The sequence below is a fragment of the Pseudomonas sp. RC4D1 genome, from assembly GCF_018390395.1.
In the GTDB taxonomy this organism is placed as follows: Bacteria; Pseudomonadota; Gammaproteobacteria; order Pseudomonadales; family Pseudomonadaceae; genus Aquipseudomonas; species Aquipseudomonas danubii.
Genome location: NZ_JAHBAW010000001.1, coordinates 73101 through 93620 on the forward strand (window position 1 = coordinate 73101; position 20520 = coordinate 93620).

General features: G+C 62.7%; 22 protein-coding genes. 7 read left to right on the plus strand and 15 right to left on the minus strand.

The window, feature by feature from the left end:
- The first annotated feature begins 9 nt into the window (after positions 1–9).
- Positions 10–4383: an RHS repeat-associated core domain-containing protein gene (locus KHO49_RS00330; RefSeq protein ID WP_213664447.1), complete on the plus strand. Its 4374-nt coding sequence runs from the start codon at positions 10–12 to the stop codon at positions 4381–4383.
- Positions 4383–5231: a leucine-rich repeat domain-containing protein gene (locus tag KHO49_RS00335; RefSeq protein ID WP_213664448.1), complete on the plus strand. Its 849-nt coding sequence runs from the start codon at positions 4383–4385 to the stop codon at positions 5229–5231. Before KHO49_RS00330 ends, KHO49_RS00335 begins: the two co-directional genes overlap by 1 nt.
- A gap of 36 nt (positions 5232–5267) precedes the next feature.
- Here KHO49_RS00335 and KHO49_RS00340 read toward each other — a convergent pair whose 3' ends face one another.
- From KHO49_RS00340 to KHO49_RS00380, 9 genes are all read right to left on the minus strand, one after another.
- Positions 5268–5531 carry a hypothetical protein gene (locus KHO49_RS00340; protein ID WP_213664449.1) on the minus strand — a complete coding sequence of 88 codons (264 nt, stop codon included), beginning with the start codon at positions 5529–5531 and terminating at the stop codon, positions 5268–5270.
- Between the two features lie 54 nt (positions 5532–5585).
- The gene (locus tag KHO49_RS00345; protein ID WP_042940740.1) at positions 5586–5918 is read right to left on the minus strand and encodes a hypothetical protein; all 333 of its coding nucleotides are present in this window, start codon (positions 5916–5918) and stop codon (positions 5586–5588) included.
- Positions 5911–7122, minus strand: a complete 1212-nt coding sequence (locus KHO49_RS31235) for a PAAR domain-containing protein (RefSeq protein WP_213664450.1) — start codon at positions 7120–7122, stop codon at positions 5911–5913. Before KHO49_RS31235 ends, KHO49_RS00345 begins: the two co-directional genes overlap by 8 nt.
- 22 nt (positions 7123–7144) lie before the next feature.
- A complete protein-coding gene (locus KHO49_RS00355) occupies positions 7145–7579 on the minus strand; it encodes a DcrB-related protein (protein ID WP_102862302.1) in 435 nt (144 codons plus the stop codon).
- 130 nt (positions 7580–7709) lie between these two features.
- Positions 7710–8081, minus strand: coding sequence for a hypothetical protein (locus KHO49_RS00360; protein ID WP_213664451.1), 372 nt, complete (start codon positions 8079–8081; stop codon positions 7710–7712).
- Positions 8069–8593 (minus strand): hypothetical protein, encoded by a 525-nt coding sequence (locus KHO49_RS00365; RefSeq protein WP_102881316.1) that lies wholly within the window; start codon positions 8591–8593, stop codon positions 8069–8071. The genes KHO49_RS00360 and KHO49_RS00365 overlap by 13 nt, the downstream gene beginning before the upstream one ends.
- Before the next feature lie 166 nt (positions 8594–8759).
- Entirely contained in the window at positions 8760–9035 is a 276-nt protein-coding gene (locus tag KHO49_RS00370) for an HU family DNA-binding protein (protein ID WP_102862305.1), read from the minus strand.
- A 189-nt stretch (positions 9036–9224) separates the two neighbouring features.
- Positions 9225–10373 (minus strand): NAD(P)/FAD-dependent oxidoreductase, encoded by a 1149-nt coding sequence (locus tag KHO49_RS00375; RefSeq protein ID WP_102881317.1) that lies wholly within the window; start codon positions 10371–10373, stop codon positions 9225–9227.
- A 42-nt stretch (positions 10374–10415) separates the two neighbouring features.
- Positions 10416–10583 carry a rubredoxin gene (locus tag KHO49_RS00380; protein ID WP_025130776.1) on the minus strand — a complete coding sequence of 56 codons (168 nt, stop codon included), beginning with the start codon at positions 10581–10583 and terminating at the stop codon, positions 10416–10418.
- 202 nt (positions 10584–10785) lie between these two features.
- On the opposite strand from KHO49_RS00380, the gene KHO49_RS00385 reads away from it, so the two are divergent.
- Both KHO49_RS00385 and ubiA read left to right on the plus strand, forming a co-directional pair.
- On the plus strand, positions 10786–11349 hold the full coding sequence (locus KHO49_RS00385; RefSeq protein ID WP_102881318.1) for a chorismate--pyruvate lyase family protein: 564 nt from the start codon (positions 10786–10788) through the stop codon (positions 11347–11349).
- Positions 11349–12239, plus strand: coding sequence for a 4-hydroxybenzoate octaprenyltransferase (ubiA, locus tag KHO49_RS00390; RefSeq protein ID WP_102881319.1), 891 nt, complete (start codon positions 11349–11351; stop codon positions 12237–12239). Before KHO49_RS00385 ends, ubiA begins: the two co-directional genes overlap by 1 nt.
- 116 nt (positions 12240–12355) lie before the next feature.
- Here ubiA and KHO49_RS00395 read toward each other — a convergent pair whose 3' ends face one another.
- Complete coding sequence (locus KHO49_RS00395; RefSeq protein WP_102881320.1) at positions 12356–12739, minus strand: COG4315 family predicted lipoprotein; 384 nt, start codon at positions 12737–12739, stop codon at positions 12356–12358.
- 151 nt (positions 12740–12890) lie between these two features.
- Between KHO49_RS00395 and phoB the strand changes: the two genes are divergently transcribed.
- The 3 genes from phoB (at position 12891) to KHO49_RS00410 (ending at position 16458) form a co-directional block, all read left to right on the plus strand.
- The gene (phoB, locus tag KHO49_RS00400; protein ID WP_003177195.1) at positions 12891–13580 is read left to right on the plus strand and encodes a phosphate regulon transcriptional regulator PhoB; all 690 of its coding nucleotides are present in this window, start codon (positions 12891–12893) and stop codon (positions 13578–13580) included.
- 91 nt (positions 13581–13671) lie between these two features.
- The gene (gene phoR, locus KHO49_RS00405) at positions 13672–15000 is read left to right on the plus strand and encodes a phosphate regulon sensor histidine kinase PhoR (protein ID WP_110594207.1); all 1329 of its coding nucleotides are present in this window, start codon (positions 13672–13674) and stop codon (positions 14998–15000) included.
- A 117-nt stretch (positions 15001–15117) separates the two neighbouring features.
- Positions 15118–16458 (plus strand): hemolysin family protein, encoded by a 1341-nt coding sequence (locus KHO49_RS00410; protein ID WP_102862311.1) that lies wholly within the window; start codon positions 15118–15120, stop codon positions 16456–16458.
- 48 nt (positions 16459–16506) lie between these two features.
- Here KHO49_RS00410 and KHO49_RS00415 read toward each other — a convergent pair whose 3' ends face one another.
- The 5 genes from KHO49_RS00415 to phoU form a co-directional block, all read right to left on the minus strand.
- The gene (locus KHO49_RS00415; protein WP_102881322.1) at positions 16507–17403 is read right to left on the minus strand and encodes a peptidoglycan DD-metalloendopeptidase family protein; all 897 of its coding nucleotides are present in this window, start codon (positions 17401–17403) and stop codon (positions 16507–16509) included.
- Between the two features lie 61 nt (positions 17404–17464).
- The gene (locus KHO49_RS00420; protein ID WP_102881323.1) at positions 17465–17779 is read right to left on the minus strand and encodes a helix-turn-helix domain-containing protein; all 315 of its coding nucleotides are present in this window, start codon (positions 17777–17779) and stop codon (positions 17465–17467) included.
- Complete coding sequence (locus tag KHO49_RS00425; RefSeq protein WP_110594205.1) at positions 17772–18107, minus strand: type II toxin-antitoxin system RelE/ParE family toxin; 336 nt, start codon at positions 18105–18107, stop codon at positions 17772–17774. Before KHO49_RS00425 ends, KHO49_RS00420 begins: the two co-directional genes overlap by 8 nt.
- 438 nt (positions 18108–18545) lie before the next feature.
- Positions 18546–19499 (minus strand): response regulator, encoded by a 954-nt coding sequence (locus KHO49_RS00430; protein WP_102862315.1) that lies wholly within the window; start codon positions 19497–19499, stop codon positions 18546–18548.
- Between the two features lie 166 nt (positions 19500–19665).
- The gene (gene phoU, locus KHO49_RS00435) at positions 19666–20427 is read right to left on the minus strand and encodes a phosphate signaling complex protein PhoU (protein ID WP_025130765.1); all 762 of its coding nucleotides are present in this window, start codon (positions 20425–20427) and stop codon (positions 19666–19668) included.
- Positions 20428–20520 lie beyond the last annotated feature (93 nt).

Below are 20520 nucleotides of genomic sequence, written 5' to 3' on the forward strand. Positions count from 1 at the left end.
GCCAGCGGCATGTCTGACGCACTTCTGTGGGCCGCACGCCTGGGTGACGGGCTCGAACACAGCTCGATGATGGCGGACATCCTCAGCGGTGTGCTGGAGGTCGCCGCCAACATCGCGATTACCGCCCTGGCCACCGCCGCCGTGGTGGCCGCGACCGGCATCACCGTGGCCACAGGCGGGCTCGGAGCCTGCCTGCTGGGCGCCGTAGTGGGGGTGATCGTCGGGCTGGCGATGAGCAAGACCGGGGCCGACAAAGGCCTGACGAAAATGTGCGACTGGATAGGCAACGCGCTGTTTCCGCCCTCCGTGCAGGCCACCATCCTCAGCGGCTCCACCGATACCCTGACCAATAACATTCCGGCTGCACGGGCCGCCGGTACGGCGCCGCCCCCTGCCCCGCCCTCGGGCACCCCGCAAAGCCCGGAACCCACCAGCGAGTCACCGGGGCCGTCAGAGGCGGAGCCCGGCTTCCTGGACATGGCCAAAGGGTTCTTTTCGCAGATGTGGCGCCCGACCGTCGCCACCCCCGCACCCGGTGCAGAACCCAAGCCGCTGGACCTGGTGACCTGCACCAAGCATCCGCCGATGCCGCCGCAGTTTCTGGCCGAAGGCTCGGAAAAGGTCTCCATCAACGGCCAGCCAGCGGTGCGTAGCGGCGATCGCAGCACCTGCGATGCCAAGGTGGTCTCGGCGGGCATGGTGTCGTCCAACGTGTCCATCGGCGGCGGCTCGGTGGTGGTGCGCGAGATCCGCAGCGGCAAGACCCCGGGGATAGGCCTGGCGATTACCGTGCTGATGATGCTCAAGGGCGGCAAGGGCAACTTCAAGGCCAACCTGCCCTGCATGTTGCTGGCGGGGGTCAATTCGTTTGTGGTCAGCCAGGCCATGGGCGCCCTGACCAATGCCGCGGTGGGCTCGCCGAACCCGGTGCATGCGGCGACCGGGGCCAAGGTCCTGGGCGGCGTCGCGGACATGGACTTTGTCTTGCCGGGCCTCTTGCCCATCGACTGGCAGCGCTTCTACAACAGCCTCGATCAGCGGCGCGACGGGCTGTTCGGTAACGGTTGGAGCGTGCCGTACGAAATCAGCGTGTTGATCGAACCTCACCCCGAGGGCGGCGAACATCTGGTGTACCTCGATGAGCAGGGCCGGCGCATCGATATGGGCTCGATCCCCCTGGGCGCCGCCGCCTTCAGCCCAGGCGAAGGGCTGAGTGTCAGGCGCAACGGCAACGGTCAGTTGCTGATCGAGAGCAACAACGGCTTGTACCGTCTGTTTGAACCCGATCCCGTGCAAGGCTCGCGGCTGCGCCTGAGCCAGTTCGGCGACCGCAACGACAACCGCATTTACCTCGACTATGACCCGGCCGGGCTATTGATCCGCCTGCGCGACACCTTCGACCTGGTTCAGGTCGAACTGATCTACAGCGCGCAATGGCCCCGCCGGGTCCAACAGATAGAGCGCCTGTACCCGGACCAGCAGCGGGAAATCCTCGCCCGTTACGCTTATGACGCCCATGGCGATCTGGCTCAGGTACAGGACGCCAGCCAGCACGTACAGCGGCGCTTTGCCTACGAGGATGGGCGCATGGTGGAACACCAGCTGCCGAGCGGACTGCGCTGCTTCTATCAGTGGGCGCAGATCGACGACGTCGAATGGCGCGTGGTCCGGCACTGGACCGACAGCGGCGAGGAATACCGCTTTGACTATGACTTGCAGGCGGGCATCACCCGGATAGAGGACGGCCTGCAACGCCAGAGCATCCGGCACTGGGACCAACAGCATCAAATCACCGGGTACACCGACAACCTGGGGCAGACCTGGCAGTTCCAGTGGAATGACGAACGTCAGTTACTGGGTGCAACGGACCCACAGGGCGGGCAATTCCAGCTCAGCTACGACGAAGCCGGCAACCTCAGCGAGACCCTTGATCCCCTAGGCAGACGCGAGTCGACCCTGTGGCTGGAGCATTGGTCGCTGCCGCGGATCGAAACCGACGCCGCCGGCAACAGCTGGACCTACGACTACGATCCACGGGGCAATTGCATCCGTGAAACCGATCCTCTGGGCCATGCCACCCACTATCGCTATGACAGCCAGGGGCGGATGGTCGAGATCACCGATGCCAGCGCAAAGACCAAGCGTCTGCAGTGGAACGACCTGGGGCAGTTGCTGCGATTCACCGATTGCTCCGGCTACCCGACCCACTTCAGCTACGACCGCCGCGGCTACCTGCAGGCCATCACCGATGCCATGGGCGAACAGACGGTCTTCCAGCACGACGCCCGTGGGCGCCTGCTGCGCAACCAGCTCGCGGACGGCCGCGTCGAGCAGTTCCTGCGTGACCACAGCGGCCAGCTGACCGGTTACATCGATCCGGCCGGGCACGCCACCCACTACCAGTACGATCGACAGGGCCAGCTTCAGGTTCGCATCGATGCCCATGGGCGCCGGGTGCAGTTCAGTCATGACGCCTACGGCCGCCTTCAGGCGCTGCAAAACGAAAACGCTGAAAGCTACCGGTTTGCCTGGGATGCCGGGGATCGCCTGATCCGGCAACAGGACCTCAATGGCAGCGTGCAGCAGTACCACTATGACGTGCTGGATAACGTGGTTGGCGTGGAGTATCTGGCCGCCCCCTCGGGCAGTGTGCAACCGCCGAGTATCGTCCATCGCCTGGAACGCGATGCGGTGGGCCGGATTCTCGCCAAGGTCACCGCCGACGGCTTGACCGAGTATCAGCATGATCCGTTGGATCAACTGACACGGGTGGTCTTTACCGGCCAGAACCAGCAGTCGCAAACCCTGTCCTTCGCCTATGACGCCCTCGGCCAACTGCTGGAAGAGCAGAGCGCGGACGGATGTTTGCAGCATCACTACGACGAGCTGGGCAACCTGTGCCAGAGCCAGTTGCCTGATGGGCGCTGGATCAACCGCCTGTACTACGGTAGCGGCCACCTGCACCAGATCAATGTGGACGGCCAGGTGGTCAGCGACTTCGAACGCGATCGCCTGCACCGCGAAGTGCTGCGGACCCAGGGCCAGCTCACGACCCTCAGCGAATATGATCGCGCCGGACGCTTGCGCTCGCGCCTGCAACGTCCGACCCGGCAGCCCGCGGCGCTGCCGGCGCCGGTGCGCAAGCACTTTGAGTATGACCCTGCCGACAATCTCATCGGCCGGCTCGAACAGCGCCCACGCGGCGGGCAACACCAGCTGTATCACTACGATGCGAGCGAACGCATCATCGCCAGCCAGGACAACCTCCTGGGCCAGACCGAAACCTTTGCCTACGACGCTGCCGCCAACCTGCTGGATGGCCAATCGGCCGCGTCCGGACCGGTGCTGCACAACCAGCAGCGCGTGTTTCAGGACAAGCACTTCCGTTACGACGGCTTTGGCCGGCTGATCGAGAAACGCAGCGCCAGCCACCTGATCCAGCACTTCAGCTACGACGCGGAACATCGGCTGATAGAGGTGTGCAATCAGGCCGGTCAGCGGGAAACAAGGGTAAGGATGAGCTACGACCCCTTGGGTCGCCGCATCCAGAAAACCGAACATGACGCTCAGGGCTATCTGCTGGGCGAAACCCGCTTCGCCTGGGATGGCCTGCGCTTGCTGCAAGAGCAGCGCAACAGCACCACCAGCCTCTATCTGTATGTCGACGATGGCTTCGAGGTGCTGGCTCGGATCGATGGCAAGGGCGCCCTGCAGAAGGTCCGGCACTATCACAACGACCTCAATGGCCTGCCGCTACAACTGACGGAAGCCGATGGGCACAGCGTCTGGCAGGCCCGTTACCGGGTCTGGGGGAACATTGCCGAGGAAGAGCGCGAGCCCTATTACCTCGAGGAACAGAACCTGCGTTTTCAAGGTCAGTACCATGACCGCGAGACTGGGCTGTACTACAACACGTTCCGTTTCTACGACCCGGACATCGGCCGCTACATCAGCCCCGACCCCATCGGGCTCGAAGGCGGCCTGAACCTCTACACCTACGGCCCCAACCCGCTGACGTATTTTGATCCGCTGGGCTGGACAGGCACCTACATCTTCACCAATGGCAAGATCTCTTACATCGGCAAGGGGCCGGTGACCCGCATGAACAGCTCGATGCTCGCCCGCATCAAGGGCAAAGCCAATGCTACGCAGTTTGCCCATTTGGACTTCGGCGACAGCAAGATGGGCTTCATGGTGGAACATCGTCTGATGCAGAAGTACAACGCGCGCAACTCGGCGAAGTTCGCCAACAGCCCGAATCTCAACTCGCCGGGCAAAAAGTATTACGAAGCTGCGGATGCCAAGACCCAGCGCAAAGTGAACAGGCTGGTCACGAAGTTGGACAACAAGTTCAAGAAATCCGGATCATGTGGGGGTAAGTAATGAAGAATTTCAGCTACAACGAAGACATAGACGCACTGGAAATACCGGTCCAACAGTTCGCCGCAGGTATCGAATACGCCAGCAAGAAGGGCTACGCCAACCTGCGGGTCATGGGCTCTGCCAAAGCGGCCAAGGGTGCGCCGCTGGACTTGAGTGCGCTGAGTGGGCACAGCAGCGTGAAATCGCTGGATCTGTCGGATGACATCGACCTGAAGCAGGTGGATTTGAGCCCGCTGTACTCGTTGCCGCAGCTGACGTTGCTGTCGATCCCCTACCTGAAGGGGCGTATCGACTTCTCGCAACTGCCCAGCCTTCAGACGCTGTACATCACCGGCGCCGACGAGGCACTGGAACCCCTGGAGCTGCCACGGCTCAAGCACCTGCTGCTGGTAGCAGTGAAGAATCAGGATTGCGAGTTTCTCTCGAAGCTCACCGCCCTTGAGGAACTGCGCATCAGCGGCGGCGGCATCGAGCGGCTGGCCGGCATCGAGCGGCTGGACAAGCTGGCGTCGATTCAAATCCAGCACAGCCCGAAGATGCTCGATATCAGCACCATCAACGCGCTCAAGAGCCTGAAAGCCCTGCACATCGAAAAATGCAGCCAGCTACGGGACTACGGGTTCCTGGCGCAAAACAACACCCTTGAGGACGTGTTCATTTCCGAGCTCGACTCGGTGTCGTTCGCCCCGGCAATGGAGCGCCTGAGTTCACTGCAATTCTGGGATCTGAAAGACGGCGACATGAGCCCGCTGCTGACCTCCAAGAGCCTGAAAGAGGTCTACTTTCATCCGAAGAAAAAGCACTACAGCCATAGCCTCAAAGAACTCAATGCCGCGTTCGGCCGGTGAGCGGATGCCTGGGCATCTGCCTCGACGCCAGCCGGGTCAGATCGCCGTGCCGCGATTCTTGCCCGGCTTCATGATCAGCAACTGATCCAGCTCGCGCCTTCTGGCGCGGGTGACGAATTCCAGCGCGGCCTGCAGGTCCTGTTCGAACAGTTCGAAGGTCGCGCGATCGATGGCGTAGTACTCCTCGTAATCGACCATGCCGTTGCTGACCGGAAAGGAGACGTAGTACTGGCCGCTGAGTGCTTCGATGCCCATGGAGAACATCTCCTCGCGGTTGACCAACAGATCGATGAATTTCATCTCGGTCCCGTGTAAGACGGCCACTGGTCAAGGGTGGTCCTTCGAGGCGGACGATCAGACCTCGACCAGGTGATAACGTCCGGGCTCGCGCCAGGAAACCCGGGTGAACGTGCCGCTGAGCAGGTTCATGTCGCGCAGGTATTCAAAAACCTCGGCCGGGCACCATTCCTTGCCATCGGCGAAGGCCACGCCGAGCGTGCGCAAGGCATCGAAGAGCTGCGCCTTGCGCCCGTCGTCCGCTACGTCCAGGGCATACACCCCCGGTTCGATCGTTGCGCCAAACCCCAGGGCCACCAGGGCCGCGTCCAGCGAAGCGTCCATGACCCGAACACGTACTGTGTCGGCATCCGCCTTTTCCACATAGGCCTGCAATTCTTGCTCAGTCACTTACAAACACCTCAGTTAAGGTTTTGACCCCGTCCATGTCTTTGGTCGGGATCGACTCGACCACCATTTCCGGTGCTCCTCCCGGCAGGTGCTTACCCGGGCCGAGGAAGTACTGGTTGCCCTCCATCGGGCTTCTGGGCATACGCTCGATGACATTATCGACCTGACGAATCTTGAAGCCGTCTTTCAACGAGCCTTCTTCCAGACCGAAAGCCCGTTCGAGCTTCGCCGCTTTCTCGGTGCTGATGGTGACTTTCGAGCGCCCGGAAAAGTCGCCGATGATATCCGCGACACCCTTCTTGTCGGAAACATAAGTGCCATTGCGGCCGATGGTCGGGTATTTGTCCCACGCCACCGGGCTGACGTTGAAACCCCGATTGTCCTTGAGCATCTGCGCCTGGCGGCGCTGCGCCATCAGCGTGCGCTGTGTCGCGCTCATCGGCGTGCGCGCCAGCTTGGGGCCCATGCCCAGCAAGGCCATTCCGGCCACGCCCTGAAGCAGATCGCGATAACCCGGGCCCAAACGGTCGCCCAGGTCCCCCAGCAGCGACATCCCGCCATACATCGCGCCACCGACCGCCAGGGCGCCGAAAAACGCCGCCGCTCCGGCACAGGCCGCCAGCACCAGGGCGGCCCCGGCCGCCAGCAGCCCCAGCGCCTCCAGCCCGGTGTGCATCCAGCCTTCGATATCCAGGACAAAGGCCACCTGCACCGTGGCCCCGCCAATGAAGGTGTTTTCGCTGCCGGTCTTGATGTGGGCGCCGCAGACCATCTTGCTTTGCAGGCGCGCCGCGGGCTTGCCGTTGATGGTGACCTTGGCGCTGCCCTCGGCGATCAGTACCGGGAACGGCCAGATCGGGTGGTTCATGGGCAGGCCGCTGCATGAGGACGAGTGGTCCTGCCCCGCGCGCATGGCATTGCGCAGGTTGATGTAGACGTTGAAGCTGCCCTCCACCAGCACCCCCGTGCTGGGTTCAGGCAGGTTGAAAATCGTGCTCAGGCCCTTGGCGATCTGGAACATCGACAGGCCACCGGCCGCGACCGAACCGGCGATGATGGCGATCGCCACCCCTCCGGTGGCCACGGTCGCCGCCACCACCGCGGCGCCAATCAGGGCACCGACAACGGCCCCCGCCACCATCGCCGCCACGCCAAAACCGTGGGCGATCTCATCCCCCAGGCGCGCTGCTGCCAACATATCCATGGTGCGCTACTCAGCGAAGGGATCAGGCCCGCGAAGGCTGAGGCTTGAGGCTCTGCATGGCCTGTTTCCAGGCCGGCTCGTGGTGCACCAGGTCTTGCGGCGTGGTGGTCAGGGTGGTGATCAGCACCGCCGGCTTACGCTCGATGAACACCTGGCGCAGCATCAGCTCGCGACCTTCGCGTTTCCAGCTGTAGTCCAGCAGGACCGAGGCGTGGCCGTGCATGTCGAACTCCCAGCGCTTGATCAGGGTGAAGCCCGGCAGTTGCTGCTCGGCACCGCTCAGTTGCCGGGCCACGTAATCGGCGAATGAGGCGTCGCCCTGGCTCGGGTCGCGGCTGATGACGAAGCTGGCTTCCTGGGCGCCGCCCACAGCCGGCAGCTTGAAGATATTGATGCTCTGGTCCTGCCAGGCGTCGGGGATGTCGAGGTCGGCTTCTTGAATGCGGTAAGAGGACAAGAGGTTCGCGTTCCATGCTGAGGGGGGTCGGACAGCGGCGGATTTTCAAGCAATGACCGGCAACAATCAAGGAACCCGTCGGCAACTTTGAACAAACCAATCCAGCCCGGCAAAGGCACCAGGATCAGGCTCAGCGTGCTTCCAGACAGGAGGCATAAGCCTGGGCAAAGCGCCGGTCGAACTTGAGGGCCTGGGGCTCCTCGGGATCGATGCTGACATTCCACAGCGCTTGCTGCGGCACGTCGTAGCGAACCCAGCCGATGATCCCGCTGCCGGAGGTTTCGTAGAACAGCTGCAGGCTCAGTTCATCGCCATCATCGCGGTCGATCAGCAGCTTGAGTCGCTCTGGGGTGGTGAAGTCGCGGTAGGGAAAATCACTGCTCCTGACCATTTCGGTGAGGTAGCCGTAGCAGCCTTGAGCCGGGTTGGCCTCATCGGCCAGGGCCGGCAGGGTGCAGGTGGTGAGCAGCAGGCTCAGGCCCGCCCGGTTCAAGTACCGCATGATTGCCCCTTGAGGGTCAGGGTTTGGATCTGATCGTTCATCTCGATCTTTGCCAGCACCTGGCGGTCGTGGGATTCCTGGTACTCGCTGAAGTTGTTGCGCTTGAGGATGTTCAGGGTGACGCGGATATGGGCTCCGGCATTCTGGTACTCGCTGCGCTCGGGGCCCTGGGCGGCGCCGGTGAGCTCCACCAGTTGCCCGCCGGTCTTGAGGTAGAGAAAGCGCTCATCCACTTCCACCAGCAAACGCGGCGCCTTGGGCGCCACGCTGTAGTCCTCGCGGGCCAGGGAATAGCCGCAGAGCCAGACGCCGGCGCTGTCGTATTTCTGACTGTGGAACCAGTTGAGGGCCTCGCGATAGCCGATCTGGGCCAGTCGCGAGTCGCTGCCGGCAAAGGCCGATGACAGGCCAAGGGAGAGGATGCAGGCCAGTAGCATGGCGGCGATATCGGGGCGCCCCAGGTAGCGCAACGCGGCCACCCATGCCGGGGGTTTGTCAGTGGAACGGGTCATCCTTGGCCTTAGATCACGTGTCGGACAATCGCGCATCCTAGCCACGCCACCGCGGCTTCGCAAGCTGATCCGCAAGCAATCAGCGGGCAAAAAAAATAGGCACCCGATGCGCTCGGCGTGCCTATTTTCCCCTGCAAGCTCCCGCTGCCGGGAGCTCGCTCAATGCTTATGGGTTGACGCTGTCTTTCAGCGCCTTGCCCGGTTTGAATGCCACGGTGTTGCTGGCCTTGATCTTCACCGGCTCGCCGGTTTGCGGGTTCTTGCCGGTGCGGGCGCCACGGTGGCGTTGCAGGAAGGTGCCAAAACCAACCAGGGTGACGCTGTCTTTGCGGTGCAGAGCCCCGGTGATCTCTTCAAGGATGGCGTTGAGCACGCGATTGGCCTGCTCTTTGGTCAGGTCCGCTTTTTCAGCAATGGCTGCGGCGAGTTCTGGTTTACGCATAGTGTGAAGCCTCTTTGACGGTTTTTTGTTGTTATGTCCGTGCTGTTCACGGGAACAGCGCCCAAGGCGCCGCAGGCTCTACGCTGCGGCAGACGGGAGTGAGGATGGCACGCGCTTGAGAGTGGCGCCAGTCTTGCCACGACCTTTGTAGGTGCAAAAACCCGGTTATTCCGACAGAACGACCGGTATTTAAGCCAGCAGGGCCGGGAGTTCCTTGTTCAGGGCCAGTTTCTCCATCACCGCCGCCCCGGTCAGGGCGTAACCCAGCAGCTGGCCGCTGGCGTCACGGCACAGCACCTTGATGTCGGCCCCCTGCCCTTCAGCGGTCCAGACACCTTCGGCGCCCCGTGGCGGTGGCGACACCACCAGCGGGCAGACCGGGGTCTTCACGGTGATCGGCATCGGCCCGTAGCTGACTGCGGTGGGCTTGCCGGCCAGGGTTTGCGCCAGGGCCCGGGCGCAGCTCATCAACGGCATCACGTACAGCAGGTTGAGGCCGTCGACCTCGGCGCAATCGCCCAGGGCATAGATATTGGCGTGGGAGGTTTTCAGCTCGCGGTCCACCACCACGCCGCGATTGACCACCAACCCGGCAGCCGCGGCCAGATCAATGCGCGGGCGCAGGCCAATGGCCGAGACCACCAGATCGCAGGCGATCACCTGGCCATCGGACAGATGGGCTTCCAGGCCGTCGGCGCAGCGTTGCAGGCGGTTGAGCACCGGTCCCAGGTGGAAGCGCGCGCCCAGGCTTTCCAGTCCGGCCTGGACCGCCGCCGCAGCGGCCGGGTGCAGCAGGGTCGGCATGACCTGTTCGCACGGGGCCACCAGGTCCACGCTGTAGCCGCCAAGGATCAGGTCGTTGGCAAACTCGCAGCCGATCAGCCCGGCCCCCAGCAACAGCACCCGCCGCTTGCCCGCCGCCGCGGCGCGAAAGCGTGCGTAGTCTTCCAGGTCGTTGATGGGAAAAATCAGTTCGGATGCGTCGCCCTGCACCGGCACCCGCACGGTTTCCGCGCCCCAGGCCAGGATCAGATCCCGGTAGGCCACCGCCTCCTCACCAATCCACAAACGCTTGTGGCCCGGGTCGATGCCGCTGATGCGGGTGTGGGTGCGAACCTCGGCCTTGAGCTGCTCGGCCATGGCGCCGGGCTCGGCCATGCTCAGGCCGTCGGCGTCCTTGTTCTTGCCAAAACCGGTAGACAGCATCGGCTTGGAGTAGGAACGGCCGTCATCGGCAGTGATCAGCAACAACGGCGTTTCTCCGTCGAGCTTGCGAAATTCCCGGGCCAGGTTGTAACCCGCCAGACCTGTTCCCACGATCACCACCGGTGCGCTCATTCCCTGCTCCTTGTTATTGGTCGTTCAATCCACAGAATTCGATCAGGCGATCTCGATCATTTCGAAATCCATCTTGCCCACGCCGCAGTCCGGGCAGAGCCAGTCTTCAGGCACATCTTCCCAACGGGTACCCGGCAAAATACCGTCGTCCGGCCAGCCTTCCGCTTCGTTATAAATCAGGCCGCAGACCACACATTGCCACTTTTTCATTGATGCATTTCCTCGGGAGTTCAGGCTCGGTCGATGGATCGACTCTAAAGGCCACGCTGATCAGCGTCCGGCACTGGGGTTTTTTACTGATCACTACCGGCAGATGCAAGCACGTTCGTGCTGCCAGGCGTCCTGGATCAATCAAAACCGGCGGTTGCCATGCTAAGCTCGCCGCCTCATTTGCTGCCAATACTGACCCACTGTGCCGCACTCAATGCCCCCCGCACCGGCCCCGACCTGGCTGGTGCAAAGCCGTCTGTCCCCCTTCCCCGGCTCAGCCGTTGCCAACTGGCTGTTCGATGAAGGGTCGCTGACCCGGCGCCTGACCCGACTCTCCCGCGACGGCTTCAGCGTCACGCCGCTGGTGGAGGAATGGCAAACCCTGCGCAACGACGAGTGCGCGGCCCTGGGCCTGCCCGAACAGAGTGAAGGCTGGGTTCGCGAGGTGTACCTGCGGGGCCACGGCGAAGCCTGGGTATTCGCCCGCAGCGTGGCCGCCCGCAGCGCCTTGCAGCAAGGCGGCTTGAACATCGACGAACTGGGCAGCCGCTCCCTCGGGGAACTGCTGTTCTGCGATGAAGCCTTTACCCGCCAGCCCATCGAAGTCTGCCGCTATCCGCAAGCCTGGCTGCCCACCGCAGTGGCCACCGAGGGGCTCTGGGGCCGGCGTTCGCGTTTCGATCGCGGCCCCTTGAGCCTGCTGGTTGCCGAGGTCTTCCTGCCCAGCCTGTGGCGCGCCATCGAAGCCCAACCGGAGGCCTGCTGATGTACCTGAGCCTGCTCAAATCCCTCAATCGCCTGCATCCACGGGCCTGGGACTTCCTGCAACTGACCCGCATGGACAAGCCCATCGGCATCTACCTGCTGCTGTGGCCGACCCTGGTGGCCCTGTGGATCGCCGCCGAGGGCCAGCCATCCCTGAGCCATGTGCTGATTTTTACCTTCGGCGTGATCCTGACCCGAGCCGGCGGCTGCGCCATCAACGACTTCGCCGACCGCAAGGTCGACGGCCAGGTCAAGCGCACCGACCAACGGCCCCTGGCCACCGGCAAGGTCAGCGCCAAGGAAGCCCTGGCACTGTTCGCGCTCCTCATGGGCGCAGCCTTCCTGCTGGTGTTGTGCACCAACGCCACCACGGTCTGGCTGTCGTTCGGCGCCCTGGCCCTGGCGGCCTGCTACCCCTTCATGAAGCGCTACACCTATTACCCACAGGTGGTCCTGGGTGCAGCCTATTCCTGGGGCATTCTGATGACCTTCACCGCGCAGAACAGCGAACTGCCAGCCAGTGCGTGGCTGCTGTACATCGCCAATCTGCTGTGGACCGTGGGCTACGACACCTACTACGCCATGACCGACCGCGACGACGACCTGAAGATCGGGGTCAAGTCCACGGCGATCCTGTTCGGCGATGCCGATCGGGTGATCATTCTCACCTTGCAGGGCTTGTCATTGGGCTGCCTACTGCTGGCCGGCGCGCGCTTCCATCTGGGGGTCTGGTTCCACCTGGGGCTGCTGGTGGCGGCGGCGTGTTTTGCCTGGGAGTTCTGGTACACCCAGGATCGCGACCGGATGAAATGCTTCAAGGCCTTCCTGCACAACCACTGGGCGGGCATGGCGATCTTTATCGGCGTGGTCCTGGATTACGCGTTGCGTTAGAGCGTCAAGCAAGGCCCTGCGGGCCTTTTCGCAACTTCGCCCTAGCTCAGCAGCGGCTACAGAGATCGGTGTAGCCGCTGCCGCAGGCTGCGAACGGCCCGAAGGGCCGCGGGAGGTCAGTCGGACTTGGCGACCTTCCAGGCGCCGTCCATCTTGCCTTCACCGGTCATGTCGCCGGGCTTCTTGTCCATCACAAAGCTGTACAACGGCTTGCCGTCGTAGGCCCACTGCGCCTTGCCGTCATCACGCTTGACCACCGTCCACTTGCCCATGTCCTTGTCGCTGCCCTCGGCCATCAGCGGCGGCCAGTTGGCGGCACATTTGTCGTTGCACATGGATTTTCCGCCGGCATCCTTGGCAAAGGTGTAGAGGGTCATGCCCTGGAGATTGACCAGCACGCCGTCCTTGCTCATCGCCGGGTCAGCGGCCATGGCGAATGTCGGCAGGGCCAGGACAGCGCCTACCAGCAGGACTTTCAACGATTGCTTGAACAGAGTCATGGAAACCTTCTTTTGTGGTTGTCAGGAATCGGACCCAAAGCGTAGTCGACGAAGCTGCACCGCGCCTCGCGACCTGAAATACTGTCACACGACTGCAATAATTCCGTTATCTAATGCGGCGCAAGACAGTTAAATGACAAGAGGTTCCAGCATGGTTGGCAGAAGCATTCTGATCGTTGACGACGAAGCGCCGATTCGCGAAATGATCGCCGTTGCGTTGGAAATGGCCGGCTATGACTGCATGGAGGCAGAGAACTCTCAGCAGGCCCATGCCATTATCGTCGACCGCAAGCCGGACCTGATCCTGCTGGACTGGATGCTCCCCGGCACCTCCGGCATCGAGCTCGCCCGACGCCTCAAGCGCGACGAGCTGACCGGGGACATCCCGATCATCATGCTCACCGCCAAGGGTGAAGAGGACAACAAGATCCAGGGCCTGGAGGTCGGCGCCGACGACTACATCACCAAGCCGTTTTCGCCCCGTGAGCTGGTGGCCCGCCTCAAGGCCGTGCTGCGCCGCGCCGGCCCTACCGATGGCGAAGCGCCGATCGAAGTCGGCGGCCTGCTGCTGGACCCCATCAGCCACCGGGTGACCATCGACGGCAAGCCGGCAGAAATGGGCCCCACCGAATACCGCCTGCTGCAATTCTTCATGACCCACCAGGAGCGTGCCTACACCCGCGGCCAGCTACTGGATCAGGTCTGGGGCGGCAATGTGTATGTCGAGGAACGCACCGTAGACGTGCACATCCGCCGCTTGCGCAAAGCCCTGGGTGACGCCTACGAGAATCTGGTACAAACCGTGCGCGGCACCGGCTATCGTTTTTCCACCAAGGCCTGACAACAGCGGCAAGCGACAAGCGGCGCGCCGATGAGTGGCCGCTTCAACACTTGCAGCTCGGAGCTGCTTCACCCCCACGGACGTGTTTCAAGTGAATCAAAACTGGCATGGCACCCTGATTCGCCACCTGCTGCTGTTGATCACCGGCTGCCTGCTGGTGGGCCTGATCAGTGGTTACTACGGCTGGAGCCTGGCCGCCGGCTTAGGGCTCTACCTGGCCTGGACCCTCAAGCAGCTGCTGCGCCTGCACGAATGGCTGCGCCTGCATCAACCTGACGAAGCTCCGCCCGACGGCTATGGCCTGTGGGGCGAGGTGTTCGACAGCATCTATCACCTGCAACGCCGCGACCAACGGGTGCGCGGGCGCCTGCAGGCGGTGATCGACCGGGTCCAGGAGTCCACCGCGGCCCTGAAAGACGCGGTGATCATGCTCGACAGCGACGGCAACCTGGAATGGTGGAACCGCGCCGCCGAAACCCTGCTGGGCCTCAAGACGCCCCAGGACAGCGGTCAGCCGGTGACCAACCTGGTGCGCCATCCGCGCTTCAAGGAATACTTCGAGCAAGACAACTACGCCGAACCGCTGGAGATCCCCTCCCCGGCCAACGACCGGGTCCGCATCCAGCTGTACATCACCCGCTACGGCAACAATGAGCACCTGATGCTCGTGCGCGACGTGACCCGCATCCACCAGCTGGAACAGATGCGCAAGGACTTCATCGCCAACGTGTCCCACGAGCTGCGTACCCCGTTGACGGTGATCTGCGGCTATCTGGAGACCCTGCTGGACAACGTCGAGGAAGTGAATCCGCGCTGGAACCGTGCCCTGCAACAGATGCAGCAGCAAGGCGGGCGCATGCAGACCCTGCTCAACGACCTGCTATTGCTGGCCAAGCTGGAAGCCACCGACTACCCCTCGGACAACCAGCCGGTGCCCATCGATGGGCTGCTGCAGTCGATCAAGAGCGATGCCCAGGCCCTGTCCGGGGAGCGCAACCAGCGCATCACCCTGGAAGCCGACGCCTCGGTACAGCTCAAGGGCAGCGAGGCGGAACTGCGCAGCGCCTTCTCCAACCTGGTGTTCAACGCGGTGAAATACACCCCGGCCGAAGGCAATATCCGCATCCGCTGGTGGGGCGACGACCAGGGCGCGCACCTGAGCGTGCAAGACTCCGGGATCGGCATCGACAGCAAGCACCTGCCGCGCCTCACCGAACGCTTCTACCGCGTGGATTCGAGCCGCAACTCCAATACCGGCGGCACGGGCCTGGGCCTGGCCATCGTCAAGCACGTGCTGCTGCGTCATCGCGCACGCCTGGAAATCAGCAGCGTACTGGGCCACGGCAGCACCTTTACCTGCCATTTCGCCCCGGCCCAGGTTAAAAAAGCCGCAGCTGGCAGCCTTACCGAACAGCGCTGACCGTGGTTTGCCCCTAGGCAATCGCCCCGTCAGCCGCTACATTGCGTCACCTGTGCCTGCCATTCAGGCACCGCCTTTCCTTCTTCTTCGAATACACGGAACCCGCAAAACTCCATCATGGACCCTTCCCCTGGTTTCACCCTCGCGTCTCTGTTCGCCGACTTCGGCATGATTCTTTTTGCTCTGATCCTGGTCCTGCTCAACGGCTTTTTCGTTGCCGCAGAGTTCGCCATGGTCAAGCTGCGCTCGACTCGAGTCGAAGCCATCGCCCACAAGAACGGCTGGCGCGGGCAGATCCTGCGTACCGTGCACAGCCAGCTGGACGCCTACCTGTCGGCCTGCCAGTTGGGCATCACCCTGGCCTCCCTGGGCCTGGGCTGGGTCGGTGAGCCGGCGTTCGCCCACCTGCTGGAGCCGCTGTTGGGCGCCGTAGGCGTGAACTCCCCGGAAGTGATCCGCGGCGTGTCGTTCTTCACCGCGTTCTTCATCATTTCCTACCTGCACATCGTGGTCGGCGAGTTGGCGCCCAAATCCTGGGCGATCCGCAAACCAGAGCTGCTGTCGCTGTGGACGGCGGTACCGCTGTACCTGTTCTACTGGCTGATGTACCCGGCCATCTACCTGCTCAATGCCAGCGCCAACACCATCCTGCGCATTGCCGGCCAGGGCGAGCCCGGCCCGCACCACGAGCATCACTACAGCCGTGAAGAACTCAAGCTGATCCTGCACTCCAGCCGCGGTCAGGACCCCAGCGACCAGGGCATGCGCGTACTGGCCTCGGCCGTGGAAATGGGCGAACTGGAAGTGGTGGACTGGGCCAACTCCCGAGAGGACCTGGTCAGCGTCGAATTCAACGCGCCGCTCAAGGAAATCCTTGCCCTGTTCCGTCGCCACAAGTTCAGCCGCTATCCGGTCTACGACAGCGAGCGCAACGAGTTCGTCGGCCTGCTGCACATCAAGGACCTGCTGCTGGAACTGGCGGCCCTGGACCATATTCCCGAGTCGTTCAACCTGGCCGAGCTGACTCGCCCGCTGGAGCGTGTGTCGCGGCACATGCCGCTGTCGCAGTTGCTGGAGCAGTTCCGCAAGGGCGGTTCGCACTTCGCCCTGGTGGAAGAAGCCGACGGCAAGGTGATTGGCTACCTGACCATGGAAGACGTGCTGGAAGTGCTGGTGGGCGACATCCAGGACGAACACCGCAAGACCGAGCGCGGCATCCTCGCCTACCAGCCAGGCAAGCTGCTGGTGCGCGGTGACACGCCGCTGTTCAAGGTCGAGCGCCTGCTGGGCATCGACCTGGACCATATCGAAGCCGAAACTCTCGCCGGCCTGGTGTACGAAACCCTGAAACGGGTGCCGGAAGAGGAAGAAGTGCTGGAAGTCGAAGGCCTGCGCATCATCATCAAGAAGATGAAGGGACCCAAGATCATCCTGGCCAAGGTGTTGATGCTGGATTGACGGGCCCTTCGGCCCGCTCGCAGGCAAGCCGGCTCCTACAGGCAAAGATCATTTTTTGCCCAAGGCAAAATTCGGCAGATCCCCCAGCGGCTGGTTGAACTGATAGGGAATCGACACCAGCCCCAGCCCGGTATTGCGCTGCACCACAAAATGCAGGTGCGGCCCGCTGCTGTTGCCGGTATTGCCCGACAACCCCAACGGGCTGCCCACCGCCACCCGCTGCCCTTCGCGCACACTCACCGAACCTTGCTTGAGGTGCAGGTACACGCCCATGGTGCCGTCGTCGTGCAGCACCCGGACAAAGTTGCCCGCCGGATTGTTGCCCCGGCCGTTCTGCGCATTCTCGGTCTTGACCACCACCCCGCCCCTGGCGGCGATGATCGGCGTGCCCACGGGCATGGCGATGTCCATGGCATAACGGCTCCTGGGACCGAAATGGCTGTATTGGCCATTGGCGCCCTGGGTCAGGCGAAACGGCCCGCCACGCCAGGGCAGCGGGTAGCGATAGGCCTGGGTGGTCGCTACCGGGTCCCCCAGGGAGTAACGGAACCTGGGGACATAGCTCAGGGGCTGGTCGGCGCGAGTCGCCGTGAGCAGCGCCAGGCGCTGCCTGCTGCGGGCCGGCAGTACCTGTCGGATCGGGCGTCCGGGCGCTCCGCTGACGTTGTGCAAACCGGCAAAGCCCAACTCGATCTCCACCGGCGCGTAGAGGTCGTTGCGCACATACACCGCGTCCCCGCCCTTGTGCTTCTGGATATCCAGGCGCACCTGGCGCTCCAGGTGTTCTTCCATGCGATCGCGAAACACGAACGCCTGGGCTCCCGGCGAAGGCCGGTCGCTGTAGGACACCACGCCATCGGCGTCGATGGACTTGTAGACCGTCATCGCCGCCAGCGACGTGGCGGCGAGGGACAGTCCACAGAAAAACAGCAGGCGCACAAACATTGGGCAGCTTCTTGGCAGGTTATGCAGCCACGCTAACAGCCGGATATGGAGCTTGTGTGAATCAGGCCGGCACCAGGGGGTCGAGGCCTGGCCCATCGAAGCGCAGATCCACCCCCAGATGGGCCGCCTCCGAGAGGTTGACCAGGGCATCGAGGGAGAACTTGTTGATCTTGCCGCTGAGCACGTCGTTGAGGCGTGGCTGGGTGATATTGAGGCGCTTGGCCGCCTCCTTCTGCGAGAGGCCCCAGGCTTGCACGGTCTTGCCCAGTTCGAGCATCAGCTTGGCCCGCAGGCGCATGTTGGCGGCTTCCTGGGGAGTGGCCTCAAGGGCATCCCAGACACTGGTGAACCGCTGAGTAACCGGTGAATCAGTCATGACGTGAACCTGCTTCCTGATATCTGGCGCGAGCCAGTTCGATATCCCGCGCTTCGGTCTTGCGGGTGGTCTTGCGCACCGCATGCAGCACATAGATGGTTGCCGGCCGCTTGACCACATAGAACACCCGAAACGCCCCTGAATCCTCATGGACCCTGATCTCGAAAACGCTCGGACCGATGGTTTTCACCGACCTGCAATCGTAGGGCTGTTCACCCTGCTGCAGCAGATCCAACTGGAAACCGGCGGCCCGACGGGCATCTTCAGGGAACGCCCTGAGATCTCGCAGCGCGCTCCCGACAAACACCACATCCTTGTGCCTGGGCATCGAACCTCTCCTGTTGTTAATGAACAGGAACAAGGCTAATCAACACGGCCAGGACCGGCCGCGCCGGGTTGTTTCAAGGCATGGCCGCAAGCGCTGAAAGGCACGTAGCGCTATGCACAATCTATATCCAAACAGATATAAATCAAGGGCAGAAAAATCAATCGGACGTACGGCAGAAAGTATCGAGGGGTACGGCGAAGGCCTTGTAGCTTGAGGGTTACGGCCTATGTTGCGAGTGGTTCGCTCGATAACGGGATGCTGCAGCAGGCCGCCTCAGCGCAAGGCAAAAATCCGCAACGGGAAAAGTGTTTTCCGCAGGTTTCCGCAGCGTCCATCCTCGTAGGAGCCGGCTTGCCGGCGAAGAGGCCCGCAAGCCTTGTGTTGCTCTTGTGGACGCTTTCGCTGGCAAGCCAGCTCCTACAAAGCGGACTGGGAGGATCAGGCGCCGGGAACGAAATGCTTCTGCGCGGTGCCGCGAGCGATCAGGCGCGAGATGTAGTCGAGCTTCTGGGCATCCTGGTCGACGAAACGGAAGGTCAGTTGCAGCCAATCGCTGTCCGGCTTGGGCTCCAACGCCACCACCGCATGCAGGTAGCCGTTGAGCCGCGCCACTTCAGCGTTGTCGCCCTGCTCCAGGTCCAGCACCGCGCTCTCCAGCACTTGAGGCAGGCTGTCGGTACGCTTCACCACCAGCAACGCTTCCTTGATGCTCAGGGCCTTGATCACGCACGGCTGATTGCCGCTGGACAACCGCAGCTGGCCCTGGCCACGACCGCCACTGGCCGCTGCCGCGGGCGTCGGCGCCTTGACCGGAGGGCTGTTGAGCAAACCACGCGCCGGCGCTGCGGCTGCAGAGGCCGGCGCAGGGGCCGCCGGCTTGGCAAACGGATTGACCGGGGCCGAAGCCGCCCCCACCACCGCCGGCTTGCCGCCGGTCAGGGCGCTCAGGGAGTCATTGCCGAAGGCCGAGTTCATCTTGGTCGGCGCGCTGTTCATCAAGGTGTCGAGCTTGCCGACCTTGTTCAGCGCCTGCTTGACCTTGGTCAGCAGCTGTTCGTTGGTGAAAGGCTTGCTCACATAGCCGGAAACCCCGGCCTGGATCGCCTGCACCACGTTTTCCTTGTCGCCACGGCTGGTGACCATGACGAACGGCATGGTTTTCAGCGCCTCTTGCTCACGGCACCAGGTCAGCAGCTCAAGGCCGGACATTTCCGGCATTTCCCAATCGCACAGGACCAGGTCGAAGGCTTCGCGGGCGAGCATCGCCTGAGCCTTCTTGCCGTTGATCGCGTCTTCGATCTTGATGCCAGGGAAGTAGTTGCGCAGGCACTTCTTCACCAGGTCACGAATGAACGAAGCGTCATCCACCACCAACACACTTACCTTACTCATCGACCACCCCTTTAAAAATCCCGGCAAGCATAACGCTGGCTGATGGCACTTTGCCAAAACTCTTCAGTCACGCCGGGACTTTTCGTTCGCGGGTGCTGCTTTTCAAATTCGAGGAGCACAAACAAAAACGCCCGGCCAAAGGGCCGGGCGCTCTTCTCGGGCACTCTTACTTATCGTCAGCTTGATCCGGAACATTAGCGGATTCGCCACTTGTGCCTTCAACTTCTTCCTTCATGCGCTTGAGCCCCAAATGGCGCACGTCGGTGCCACGCACCAGATAAATCACCAGCTCGGAAATGTTGCGCGCGTGATCGCCGATCCGCTCCAGCGAACGCAGCACCCAGATAATGCTCAGAACCCGCGAGATAGAGCGCGGGTCTTCCATCATGTAGGTGGCCAGCTCGCGCAGCGCAGTCTTGTATTCACGGTCGATGATCTTGTCGTACTGAGCCACGGAAAGTGCCAGGTCGGCATCGAAGCGGGCAAAAGCGTCCAGGGCATCGCGGACCATGTTGCGCACCTGGTCGCCGATGTGCCGCACCTCCACGTAGCCGCGCGGTGCTTCGCCCTCTTCGCACAACTGGATGGCCCGACGGGCGATCTTGGTGGCTTCGTCGCCGATGCGCTCCAGGTCGATCACCGACTTGGAGATGCTGATGATCAGGCGCAGGTCGGAAGCCGCCGGCTGGCGACGGGCGAGGATGCGCAGGCATTCCTCGTCGATATTGCGCTCCATCTGATTGATCTGATCGTCAATCTCGCGCACCTGCTGGGCCAACCCGGAGTCGGCTTCGATCAGCGCGGTGACCGCGTCATTGACTTGCTTCTCCACCAGCCCGCCCATGGCCAGCAGGTGGCTGCGCACCTCTTCCAGCTCGGCATTGAACTGCGCGGAGATGTGGTGGGTGAGGCCTTCCTTCGAAATCATGGTTCTGCTCCACAAAAGCTGTAAGCCGCAAGCTACAAGCTGCCAGTTGATAGGTTTCGTCGCGTTGAACTGCTGTTACTTGCCGCTTGAAGC